The sequence below is a fragment of the Streptomyces sp. NPDC043876 genome, from assembly GCF_056435825.1.
This window is the reverse complement of the sequence record NZ_JBWKDV010000004.1, coordinates 570424-582375: the sequence shown is the minus strand read 5'-3', so window position 1 is coordinate 582375 and position 11952 is coordinate 570424. Positions and strand designations below refer to the sequence as shown.

At 75.3% G+C, this 11952-nt stretch carries 10 protein-coding genes; 6 read left to right on the top strand and 4 right to left on the bottom strand.

Translation table 11 applies throughout. From position 1 onward, the window contains the following. Positions 1–27: 27 nt before the first annotated feature. The 3 genes from AC0693_RS16375 to AC0693_RS16365 form a co-directional block, all read right to left on the bottom strand. Positions 28–306: a WhiB family transcriptional regulator gene (locus AC0693_RS16375; RefSeq protein WP_469320391.1), complete on the bottom strand. Its 279-nt coding sequence runs from the start codon at positions 304–306 to the stop codon at positions 28–30. A 151-nt stretch (positions 307–457) separates the two neighbouring features. Next, entirely contained in the window at positions 458–2479 is a 2022-nt protein-coding gene (locus AC0693_RS16370) for a SpoIIE family protein phosphatase (RefSeq protein ID WP_478802250.1), read from the bottom strand. A gap of 118 nt (positions 2480–2597) precedes the next feature. Continuing rightward, positions 2598–4028 carry an MFS transporter gene (locus tag AC0693_RS16365; protein ID WP_478802249.1) on the bottom strand — a complete coding sequence of 477 codons (1431 nt, stop codon included), beginning with the start codon at positions 4026–4028 and terminating at the stop codon, positions 2598–2600. A gap of 245 nt (positions 4029–4273) precedes the next feature. On the opposite strand from AC0693_RS16365, the gene AC0693_RS16360 reads away from it, so the two are divergent. From AC0693_RS16360 to AC0693_RS16350, 3 genes are all read left to right on the top strand, one after another. Further along, entirely contained in the window at positions 4274–5203 is a 930-nt protein-coding gene (locus AC0693_RS16360; protein ID WP_478802167.1) for a LysR family transcriptional regulator, read from the top strand. 45 nt (positions 5204–5248) lie between these two features. Beyond that, positions 5249–6490 (top strand): glycosyltransferase, encoded by a 1242-nt coding sequence (locus tag AC0693_RS16355; RefSeq protein WP_478802166.1) that lies wholly within the window; start codon positions 5249–5251, stop codon positions 6488–6490. Positions 6491–6686: 196 nt separating this feature from the next. Continuing rightward, complete coding sequence (locus AC0693_RS16350; protein WP_478743133.1) at positions 6687–7436, top strand: class I SAM-dependent methyltransferase; 750 nt, start codon at positions 6687–6689, stop codon at positions 7434–7436. A 24-nt stretch (positions 7437–7460) separates the two neighbouring features. Here the strand turns inward: AC0693_RS16350 and AC0693_RS16345 are convergent, their stop codons facing one another. Continuing rightward, positions 7461–8372, bottom strand: coding sequence for an alpha/beta hydrolase fold domain-containing protein (locus AC0693_RS16345; RefSeq protein ID WP_469339762.1), 912 nt, complete (start codon positions 8370–8372; stop codon positions 7461–7463). A 194-nt stretch (positions 8373–8566) separates the two neighbouring features. Between AC0693_RS16345 and tdh the strand changes: the two genes are divergently transcribed. From tdh to AC0693_RS16330, 3 genes are all read left to right on the top strand, one after another. Beyond that, positions 8567–9595 (top strand): L-threonine 3-dehydrogenase, encoded by a 1029-nt coding sequence (gene tdh, locus AC0693_RS16340; RefSeq protein WP_478802165.1) that lies wholly within the window; start codon positions 8567–8569, stop codon positions 9593–9595. 183 nt (positions 9596–9778) lie between these two features. Next, a complete protein-coding gene (locus AC0693_RS16335) occupies positions 9779–10996 on the top strand; it encodes a glycine C-acetyltransferase (protein ID WP_469320395.1) in 1218 nt (405 codons plus the stop codon). 12 nt (positions 10997–11008) lie between these two features. Further along, entirely contained in the window at positions 11009–11923 is a 915-nt protein-coding gene (locus AC0693_RS16330; RefSeq protein WP_356416348.1) for a LysR family transcriptional regulator, read from the top strand. Positions 11924–11952: the final 29 nt, after the last annotated feature.

Here is an 11952-nt window from a genome sequence, read left to right as displayed (position 1 = left end):
CGGACGCCTGGGCCCCGCCCCGCGCCCTCAGCGGGACGCCTGCCGCAGCTCCCGGCGCTCGTCCTCGGTCAGGCCGCCCCACACGCCGAAGGGCTCATGGGTGCGCAGCGCGTGCTCCAGGCAGGCGCTGCGGACCGGGCACACGGCGCAGACCCGCTTGGCCGCCTCGTCCCGGCCCTCCCGCTCCTCGCCGCGTTCACCGGCGGGATGGAAGAACCGGTTCGGGCCGAGATCGCGGCAGGCGGCGTCGGCCTGCCACTCCCAGTGGTGGAGCGTCGGTCCGGGCAGCAGGGACACGTCGGGCATGGCATTCCCCTCTCGCTGGGCGTTCTTCGGATTACCTGCGCGTCTGACCGTTCCAAGGGGCTTGAAACACAAGGCGCTTGGGGGTGCTGCCCAAGATGCCCGCATCCGAGCCCGCATCCGGAGCCCGCGTCCCGCCCGCCGGGGCGGCGGGTCAGCGCCGCGCCGGGCCGCCCGCAGTGCGCGCCGCCAGCAGCAGCGCGATGTCGTCCGGACGGTCGGCCGCCTGCCCCGCCTCGCTGATCAGCCGGTCCGCCGTCTCGGTCAGCGGCCCCGGGCCGGCCGCCGCCAGCGAGGCCCGCAGCCGCTCCACCCCGACGTCGATGTCCGTACCCGGCTGCTCCACCAGCCCGTCCGTGTAGAGGGCGAGCACCGCCCCGGGCTCCAGGGTGAGCGCGGTGACCGGGTACGCCGCCCGCGGATCGATGCCGAGCACCACCCCGCCCGGCAGGTCCAGCACCTCCGTCCGGCCGTCGGCGTGCCGCAGCAGCGGCTGCGGGTGCCCCGCCCGCACGGCCAGCGCCCGGCCCGTCGCCGGGTCGAGCAGGACGTAGCAGCAGCTGGCGAACTGACCCGGATCCAGGCCGATCAGCAGCCGGTTAGTACCGCTCATCACCTCCTGCGGGCTGCTCCCGTTGAACGCGAAGGCCCTTACCGCGCTGCGCAGTTGGCCCATGGTCGCGGCCGCCGCCACCCCGTGCCCCTGCACGTCCCCGATGACCAGGGCCAGCAGGCCGGGCTCGGTCTCGATGACGTCGTACCAGTCCCCGCCCACGTCCATGCCCTGCGTGCCGGCCAGATAGCGGGCCACCGTGTCCACGTGCTCCAGCACCGGCAGCCGGGTCGGCAGCAGCGCCGCCTGCAGGCCGCGCGCGAGGGCGGCCTCGGTGTCGTAGCGCTGCGCCCGTTCCAGGGCCTGCGCGATCAGCCCAGCCAGCGCGGTCAGCACGGTGCGCTCCTCCGCACTGAAACTGCGGGGTGCGTCGAAGCCCAGGATGCAGGAGCCCACCGGACGGCCGGAGGCGATCAGCGGCAGGAAGGCGCGCGCCCCGACGTCGGTGTCCATCGGGATCCCCGGGTAGGCCGTGGCCAGGTGCTGCATCGACTCGAAGAAGATCGGCCGGCCCGAGGTCAGGGTCTCCACGCCGGGCAGCCGGACGTCCAGGCCCACCCCGTCGAACCGGTTCAGGAAGCCCTTGGGGAAACCGGTCTCCCAGGCCAGGTGGAGGTGGCGCTCGTTCAGCAGGTAGATCGCCAGCTGACGGCCGCCGAAGGCCGGCAGTAGTTCCTCGGTCACCACGGCCGAGACCTGGCGCGCGGTGACCGCCTCGGTCAGCGCGATCGCCATGGCCACCGGGCGGTAGACGACGGCGGCCCGCTCGGCGGGCGAACCGGGCCCGGCTCCGGCCGGGGCCGCGGACCCCTGTACGGAGGCGGGCGCCCGGGCCGCCGTCAGCAGCACGCTGATCCCGCCGTCCCCCGGATGGAGGTCCACCGAGATCCAGTCCCCGGACGGACGGACGGCCAGGAACCCGATGGGTTCCCCGGACATGTAGGCGGCCCGGAAGTGGTCCTCGTACACGGGCTGGCCCAGCCAGGGCAAGGCCTCCCACAGGACGCGCCCCCGCAGCGCCGCCGGGTCCGTCCCCAGCAGGGCGTTCGCCCCGGCGCTCACGAACCCCACCCGCCCGAGCCGGTCCAGGGAGAGCAGGGCCTGCGGCAGTCGGCCGAGCGCCGCCGAGGCGTCCGCCGGGGGGCCCGGCGGCTCGACCACCAGCGGATCCGCGTCCCACACCACCGGGGCGCCCGCCGCGGTCAGCCCGGCCAGGTCGCGCGACAGCGCCGCGGCCGCCCCGCGCATCCGCTGCCGGTCCTCCCGGCCGACCGGCGCGCCGGGGGTCGCGGTACGCAGCACCATCAGGACCCCGTACCGCTCGTCCCCGGCGGCCACCGGCTCGTACAGCGAACCGAAGGCGAACGGCAGTCCCGCCATGAGCTGCGGGAACAGCCGCATCGTCGACTCCGCGTCGGGCAGGTGCACGGCGTGCCCGGAGCGGTACGCCTCGGCCACCGGGTAGGGGCGGTTCACCTGCATCCGCCACCACGGGCGGAACAGCGGCGCCGGCAGGCCCACCAGCACCGCCAGGCGCAGCTGGCCGTCCGTCGTGGAGCGCAGGTAGACCCCGCCCCCGTAGCCGCCGACGGCCTCGACCACCTCCACCGCGGCCCGCACGAGCGCCCGGCCCGTCTCGTCCAGGGCAGGCCCGTGGATGTCCGGTCTCGCCGTCACACAGTCAGGATGCGCCCGAACCGGCGGCTGCTGCATCCCGGGGGCGCGCGTCGCGGCGCGCGCCTCCATGCGCGCCGGGACGCGTACCGCCCCGGTAGCCGACCACCACGGCCACCGTCGCGGCCAGCAGTGCCACGGCCACCGTACGCAGCGCCACGCCCATGGCGTCGGTGAAGGCCGCCACCTGCGCCGGATCCTGCGGGTTTCCGTGGAACCGCGAGGCCAGCACCGTCCCCACCACCGCGACCCCGAGCGCCGCGCCGATCTCGCGGGCCGCCGTGTTGAGCCCGGACCCCAGCCCGGCCTGGTGGACCGGCAGCTCGGCGACCACCGTCAGGGTCAGGGCGGGCGCGCACAGCCCGGTACCGGCCGACAGCACGAGCAGGTAGCAGGCGTACACCGGGTACGGGGTCCCCGCGTCCACCGTGGACACCATCAGCAGGCCCGCCCCGATCAGGGCCAGCCCCGCCCCGGCGAGCGGCCGCGGCCCGGTCCGCTGCTGGAGCCGGGCGCCCAGCCGGGGCACCAGCACCATGCCGACGGTGAGCGGCACGATCGCCAGACCCGTCAGCGCCGGTGAGAACCCCTTCGCGTACTGGAGGTACTGCGCGTTGACGAAGAACAGGCCGAAGAGGCCGAAGAAGGCCGCCCCGATCCCGAGCGCCCCGGCCCGCAGCCGCCGCGAGGCGAAGATCCGCGGGTCCAGCAGCGGCCGCGCGGCGCGCAGGGCGTAGCCGGTGAAGACCGCCAGCAGCGCCGCACCCGCGCCGAAGGCGCCCAGCACCCGCGCCGACGCCCAGCCGAGCGAAGGGCCCTCGATGATCCCGTACACCACGGCGAACAGCGCCCCCGCCAGCAGCAGCGCCCCCAGCGGGTCCACCGCCGCGTCCGGCCGGGCCGGGGTGCGCGGGACCGTACGCGCCACCACGAGCGCGAGCAGGACGCCGAGCGGCACCACCGCCCAGAACAGGGCGCGCCAGGTCAGGAACTCGCCCACCAGCCCACCGCCCACGTTGCCCGCCAGCCCGCCCAGGCCCGCCGACAGGGTCCAGGTGGCCAGGGCCTGACCGCGCCGTTCGGGCGGGCTCAGGTGGACCAGGACGGACATGGTGGCCGGCATGATCAGCGCGGCCCCCGCGCCGCACAGGCCGCGCCCCGCAATGAGGACGGCGGGGGAGACGGCCAGGGCGCTGAGCGCCCCGCCCGCCGCGAACAGGCCGAGCCCCGCCAGCAGGGCGCCCTTGCGCCCGTAGCGGTCGCCGAGGGCCCCGGCGGGGATCAGCAGCGCGGCGAAGACGATGACGTAGGCGTCGACCGCCCACAGCAGCTCACCGGGCGCGGGGCGCAGGGAGGACGCGGCGAGCTGCGGGATCAGCAGGTTGACGGCCGCCACCATCGCCTGGGCGACCAGCACGCAGGCGCACAGCACGAGCACGACGGCGCGGGCGGGACCCGGTGGTGCGGTGGGCCCGGGCGGTGCGCCGGGATCGGACGGCGCGGTGACCGCGGGCGCCGCGGTGACGGCGGACGCCGCGGTGCCAGCGGGCGCGGCGGCACCGGAGGGAACGGGACGGTTCTGGGCACGGCGGAGCACGGCTCCTCCTCGGAGCTCGGTAACGGGATGCCCCCACCGTAGAGTTGGCGTGACCTGCTTTCCAGTGCAACTTCTGCAAGGGATGTATGCGTGTGATGCAATCCGGGCTGGACCTGAACCTGCTCGTGGCCCTCGACGTCCTGCTGGAGGAGTCCAGCGTCTCCCGCGCGGCCGCCCGGCTGCACCTCTCAGAACCCGCCATGAGCCGCACCCTCGGACGGATCCGCAAGGCCCTCGGCGACCCCGTCCTGGTCCGCGCCGGCCGGTCCATGGTGGCCACGCCGCACGCCCTCGCGCTGCACGGCGAGGTGCGCGCCGTCGTCGAACGCGCCCGCTCCCTCTTCCTCTCCGGCGGCCGGATCGACCTCGCCACCCTCCAGCGCACCTTCAGCGTCATCGCCAACGACGCCTACGTGGCCGCCTGCGGAGCCACCCTCTTCGAGCGGGTGGCCCGCGAAGCCCCCGGCGTGCGGCTGCGCTTCCTGCCCGAGAGCCACGCCGACGTGGCCGCCCTGCGCGAAGGGGTCGCGGACCTGGAACTCGGCGTCGTCGACACCCGGTCGCCCGAGGTGCACGTGGAACACCTCGCGGACGACCACGTGCTGGCCGTCGTACGCCCCGGGCACCCGCTGCTGCGCGGCAAGGTCACCGCCCGCCGCTTCGCCGCCGCCGACCACCTGATCGCCTCCCGGCGCGGCCGCCTCGAAGGTCCCGTCGACGCCGCCCTCGCCGAACTCGGCCTGAGCCGCCGGGTGGTGGGCAGCGTCGGCACCTTTCCCGCCTCGCTGTTCGTGCTGCGCCAGGGCGACCTCGTCGGGCTGATCACCACCCAGGCCGTACCGCTCGCCGACGCCCTGGGCCTGAAGGTCTTCCCCATCCCGCTCGACCTGCCTGCCATGCCCTTCGGGATGGCCTGGCACCCGCGGCACGACGCCGACCCGGCCCACGCCTGGCTGCGCTCCTGCGCCCGCGAACTCGCCCCCGTCCCCGGCCGGTCCGCACCCGTCCCGTCCTGAGCTGCGAACTCGCGCGAGCCGACGCCGAACTGACACAGTGAAACCATGCGCGTACTGATGGTGACAGCTGGATCCTGGGGCGACGTCGCCCCCTACACCGGACTCGGCACGCGGCTGCGCGCCGCCGGACACGAGGTGGTCCTCGCCACCCACGGCCGCTACGAAGGCGCCGTCACCGCCCTCGGCCTCGGGTTCCGCCCGCTGCCCGTCGACCCCCGGGTCGAACTCGCCTCCCCCACGGGCCAGCGGCTGACCCGCGCGGTCAGCACCCCCGTCTCCATGGCCCGGGTGGTGCGCCTCGCCCGCGCGTTCATCCCGCCGCTGACCGACGGTGTCGCCACCGCGGTGCGCGCGGGGGCCGACGTCGTCCTCGCCTCCACCCTCACCGAACCGCTGTGCGCCACCCTCGCCGAGGGCTACCGGCTGCCCTGTGTCGGCGTCCACCTGCTGCCCGTCACCCCCAACCGGGCCTTCCCGCCACTGGTCGCGGGCGGCCGTTCCTTCGGCCCGTACGGCAACGAGCTGACCGGACGGGCCATCTGGGCGTGGGGAGACCGGGCCTTCGCCCCCGGCGTGCGCGCCCTGCGCCGCGAACTCGGCTTGCCCGCACGCCGGTTCAGCGGCCCCCTCGGCCTGGACCCGGACCGGCCGGTCCACCACGGCTTCAGCCCCCTCGTCCTGCCCCGCCCCGCGGACTGGCCCGCCGGACACCAGGTCGGCGGGTACTGGTGGCCCGAACGGCCCCCCGGCTGGCAGCCCGAGCAGCGGCTCCTGGACTTCCTCGCCGCGGGCCCCCCGCCCGTCTTCGCGGGCTTCGGCAGCCTCGTCGCCGCGGACGCGGAACGGCTCGGAGCCCTCCTGGCCGCCGCGCTGCGCAAGGCGAAGGTGCGCGGGATCGTCCAGGCGGGATGGAGCGGTCTGAGCGCCGAGGGCGACGACCTGATCGGGGTCGGCGAGGTCCCGCACGACTGGCTCTTCCCGCGCACCGCCGCGGTGATCCACCACGCCGGCGCGGGCACCACCGCGGCCGGGCTGCGCGCGGGGGTGCCGGCCGTCCCCGTCCCCGTCCACCTCGACCAGCCCTTCTGGGCCGCGCGTCTGCACGCGCTCGGCGTCGCCCCCCGCCCGGTCCGCTACCAGCGGCTCACGGTGGACGGCCTGGCCGCGGCGGTCCGCGAGGCCACCACCGACCCGGGCATGCTCGCCCGCGCCCGGGCCCTCTCCGCCGCCCTGGCGCGGGAGGACGGCGCCGCCCCGCTGCTGAAGACGCTCGCGGAACTGGGGTGACGGCGCGGGGCGGGCCCGCGGCTGAGGGCGCGCGCAGGGTCCGGCGCTGCCCAGGCCCCGTACGCCCGTACGCCCCTCCACCCCCACCCGCCCCACGAGGCCGGCCCGTCCCCGATAGGCCGACCGCTTCCCTCGTCCGGGGGACGGCGCACGGCCCGGGCCGCGCGGGCCCCGCGCGCGGGGCACGATACGGATCATGCGGAAGCAGTACGACACCATCGGCGCGCGCTACGCCGAGACCAAGACCACCGCGGCGTCCTCGGCGGCCGACACCTTCACCCTGCTCGGCGCGCTCGCCGCGCTCGGCGGGGTGCGCGGCCTCGACGTCCTGGACCTCGCCTGCGGATACGGCTACACCACGCGGCTCCTGGCCCGCGGCGGAGCACGCCGCACCGTCGGCATCGACGTCTCCGAACGCATGATCGCGCTCGCCAGGGAGGAGACCCACGACCCGGTGGACCCGGCCACCGGGGCCGGTGTCGAGTACGTCGTCGGCGATGTCGCCGCGATGCCCCCGCTCGGCCCTTTTGATCTGGCCACCGCCGTCCACCTCTTCAACTACGCGCCCGACCGGACCGCCCTGCACGCCATGTTCCGCTCGATCCGGGCCAACCTGCGCCCCGGCGGCCGGCTGCTGGCCATCGTGCCCAACCCGGGCGCGTTCCCGCACCAGGACTGGTCGCCGTACGGCGTCCGGATCATCGACCGCGACCCGACCGGGGACGCGCCGCTGCTGCGCGCCCAGTTCCTCACCGACCCGCCCGTGCCCTTCGAGTTCCGCGAATGGGCCCACGCGGACTTCGCCGAGGCGGCCGTAGAGGCCGGCTTCGCCACCGTCGGCTGGCAGCCCGCCCGCACCCCGCCGCCGGACGCGCACCGCGACGAGGAGTTCTGGGCGGCCTACCGGACCCGGCCCATCAGTTCCCTCATGACCTGCGCGGCCTGAGCGCTGCCCGCACCGCCCGCTCCGTCAGTCGGCGGCGGCCGCCGACCGGACCAGCCGGACGATGGCATCGCGCGCCGCCCGGCCCTCCGGAACCGGCAGCAGCGGGTACGCGTGGGGCAGCCCGGCCGCCTCGTGGTAGTCCACCTCGGCCCCGTCCGCCCGCGCCCGGCGCACCAGCTCCCTGCTGTCCGTGACCAGCACGTCCCGCGAGCCCGCGAACACCGTCAGCGGCGCCAGCCCGGCGAAGGAGCCGTGCAGCGGGCTCACCCGCGGATCGTCCGGGGCCAGCGTCCCGGCGTACAGCCGTCCCGCCTCCACCAGCCCGGCCCGCGCCAGCATCGGATCGGCGGCCTCCAGCGCCGCCTGGTCCGGATGGGTCATCGTCACGTCCAGCCAGGGCGAGATGAGCACGATCCGCGAGGGCTGGACACCGGTCCGCTCGCGCAGCCGCTGCGCCGCCGCGAGCGCCAGCCCCGCGCCCGCCGAGTCCCCGATCAGGACGGTTCCACCGGCGCCGCCGCTCTCGATCAGCCCGCTCAGCAGGTCCGCGGCCACCGGCACCGTCCGGTCGGCGGTCCCGCGCGGGGCCAGGATGTAGGCGGGTACCACGCAGCGCGCCCCCGCCCCGGTCACCAGGGTCCGGATCAGCGACCAGTGCTGCCGGACCAGTTCGTGGACGTACCCGCCGCCGTGGACGTACAGCACCCGGGCCGCCGGCTCCGCCCCGCGCGGCGAGGCGTCGTACACCGGCCACGCCCCGACGAAGGTGCGCGTCACCTCGGCGACCTTGCCCAGCGAGCGCGGCGGCAGGTGCGACGCCGGCCTGCGGGCCGCCTCCGCGACCCGGGCCCGTACCGCCTCGGCACTCGCGAACCGTCTTCGCCGGCCCACCGCGATCAGCGCGGCCGACAGCGCCCGACTGCGCAGACTCGGCACCCCCGCCACCTCCCCTTTTCCCGCCCCTGCCCCGGCCCCGTCAGGGAGGAGCATAGGCGTGAAGCTGCGCTGTCGACCCGCTTAAGAAATCCTCGATGGACTGATCACCACGGGGTGGGCAGATTGGTGCCTGTCGATGCACCGCACCTGCCCCAGGGGTCGCGGCGCCCCCTCCGCATGCCTGGAGCCACCCCATGAAGGCACTCGTCAAGCACAAGGCCGAGCCCGGACTGCGGCTCATGGACGTGCCCGAGCCCGAGCACGGCCCCGGCGAGGTCCTGATCAAGGTGCTGCGCACCGGCATCTGCGGCACGGACCTGCACATCCGTTCGTGGGACGGCTGGGCGCAGGGCGCCGTCAAGACCCCGCTGATCCTCGGCCACGAGTTCGTCGGCGAGGTCGCGGCGGTCGGCTCCGACGTCCGGGACATCGAGGTCGGCGCGCTGGTCAGCGGCGAGGGCCACCTGGTGTGCGGCAAGTGCCGCAACTGCCTGGCCGGGCGGCGCCACCTGTGCCGCAGCACGGTCGGGCTCGGCGTGGGCCGCGACGGCGCGTTCGCCGAGTACGTGGTCCTGCCCGCGCAGAACGTGTGGGTGCACCGCACCGAGGTCGACCTGGACGTGGCGGCGATCTTCGACCCGTTCGGGAACGCCGTGCACACGGCCCTGTCCTTCCCCCTCGTCGGGGAGGACGTCTTGATCACCGGCGCGGGCCCGATCGGCATCATGGCGGCGGCCGTCGCCCGGCACGCCGGCGCGCGCAGCGTGACGATCACCGATGTCAGCCCCGAGCGGCTGGAGATCGCCCGCAAGGCGGGCGCCACGCTCGCGCTCGACGTGCGCAGCGCCACGATCGCGGACGCGCAGGCGCAGCTCGGCCTGCGCGAGGGCTTCGACATCGGCCTCGAAATGTCGGGGCGCCCCGAGGCCATGCGCGACATGATCGACAACATGACGCACGGCGGCCGGATCGCGATGCTCGGCCTGCCCGCGCAGGAGTTCCCGGTCGACTGGGCGAAGGTCGTCACCTCGATGATCACCATCAAGGGCATCTACGGCCGCGAGATGTTCGAGACCTGGTACGCGATGACGGTGCTGCTGGAGGGCGGGCTCGACCTCAGCCCCGTCATCACCGGCCGCTACTCGCACCGGGACTTCGACGCCGCCTTCGACGAGGCCGCCACCGCGCGCAGTGGCAAGATCATCCTGGACTGGACGGCGTAACCCGCCGCTCCGGACCCCGCGAGGGGCCCGGGCCGGCCCCGGGACGCCTCCCACCGGCGCTCCACCGGCAGGCCCCCTCGCACCCCCGAACCACCTCCCTCCGGCCGGGCCCCGCACCACCCTCCCCCCTCCGCGGGGCCCGGCCCCCTCCGTCCGCCGCCGCTCCAGTGGAAAGAGAGCACCATGTTCGAGTCCGTACGCGAAGACCTGCGCGCCACCCTCGACGAGATCCGTTCCGCCGGGCTGCACAAGCCCGAGCGCGTCATCGGCACCCCGCAGAACGCGTCCGTCGGCGTCACCTCCGGCGGGGTCCCGGGCTCATCGGGCGAGGTGCTGAACTTCTGCGCGAACAACTACCTCGGCCTCGCCGACCACCCCGAGGTCGTCGCCGCCGCCAAGGACGCGCTGGACCGCTGGGGCTACGGCATGGCCTCCGTCCGCTTCATCTGCGGCACCCAGGAGGTGCACAAGGAACTGGAGGCCCGGCTCTCCGCGTTCCTCGGCCAGGAGGACACGATCCTCTACTCCTCCTGCTTCGACGCCAACGGCGGCGTCTTCGAGACCCTGCTCGGCGCCGAGGACGCGGTGATCTCCGACGCCCTCAACCACGCCTCGATCATCGACGGCATCCGCCTCTCCAAGGCCCGCCGCTTCCGCTACGCCAACCGCGACCTCGCCGAGCTGGAGACCCGGCTCAAGGAAGCCACCGAGGGCGGCGCCCGCCGCAAGCTGATCGTCACCGACGGCGTGTTCTCCATGGACGGCTACGTCGCCCCGCTCGCCGAGATCTGCGACCTGGCCGACCGCTACGACGCCATGGTCATGGTCGACGACTCGCACGCCGTCGGCTTCGTCGGCCCCGGCGGCCGCGGTACGCCCGAACTGCACGGCGTCATGGACCGCGTCGACATCATCACCGGCACCCTCGGCAAGGCCCTCGGCGGCGCCTCCGGCGGTTACGTCGCCGCCCGCGCCGAGATCGTCGCCCTGCTGCGCCAGCGCTCGCGCCCGTACCTCTTCTCCAACTCCCTCGCCCCCGTCATCGCCGCGGCCTCGCTCAAGGTCCTCGACCTCCTCGAATCGGCCGGGGACCTGCGCGACCGGCTCGCCGCCAACACCTCGCTCTTCCGTACGAAGATGACCGAGGCCGGCTTCGAGATCCTGCCCGGCGACCACGCCATCGCCCCCGTCATGATCGGCGACGCGGCGGAAGCGGCCCGCATGGCGGAGCTGCTGCTGGAGCGGGGCGTGTACGTGATCGGCTTCTCCTACCCCGTGGTCCCCATGGGCGCCGCCCGGATCCGCGTCCAGCTCTCGGCCGCCCACTCGACCGCGGACGTGGAGCGCGCCGTGGCCGCCTTCATCGACGCGCGCGCGGCGCTCGGCTCCTCGGCGGGCTGACATCATGGAGGGGTGATCGACCCCCGCCGGCTGCGCATCCTTCGGGCCGTGGCGGACCACCGTACGGTGACCGCCGCGGCCGCAGCCCTGTACCTGACCCCCTCCGCGGTGTCCCAGCAGCTCGCGGCGCTGGAACAGGAGAGCGGGCACGTCCTGCTCACCCGCAGCGGGCGCGGCGTACGGCTCACCGCGGCCGGTGAGATCCTCGTCGGGCACGCCCACGAGGTACAGGCCCAGCTGGAGCGCGCCGAGGCCGAGCTCGCCGCCTACGCGGGTGGCGTGGCGGGCGAGGTCACCGTCGCCGCCTTCGCCACCGGCATCACCGAAGTGCTCGCCCCCGCCATCGCCCGGCTCGCCCGGGACCACCCCGGCATCCGGCTGCGGGTCCGGGACGCGGAGGGCGACCAGAGCCTGCCGATGCTGCTGGACGGGGAGGCCGACGTCGCGCTCGCCGTGGAGTACCGCGGCGGCCCCGGCGCCGACGACACCCGCCTCTCGGTCCTCCCGCTGTACGCCGAACCCTTCGACGCGGTGCTCCCCGCCGGGCATCCCCTCGCCGTACTGCCCGAGGTGTCCCTGGCCGGGCTCTCCGACGCCGAATGGGTGGGCCAGTACCCCGGCAACCCGTGCCACGACGTGACCCTGCTGGCCTGCGAACTGGCGGGCTTCCAGCCCCGGTTCCGGCACTCCTCCGACGACTTCCGGGCGGTGATCGCCCTCGTCGGCGCGGGTGCGGGCGTCGCCCTGGTGCCGCGCTCGGCGCTGCGCGGCACCGACCTCAAAGAGGTCCAGGTCCGCCCGGTCGAAGGCCCCGCGGCCACCCGCCGCGTCTTCGCGGCCACTCGCAGGGGCGCGGAGACCCATCCCCTGATCGCCCCGGTCCTGGCCGGGCTCGCCCGCGAGGCGGGCCGCCTGCCGGCGCACTGACGGCTGCGCGGCGTACACCGGCCGTTTCT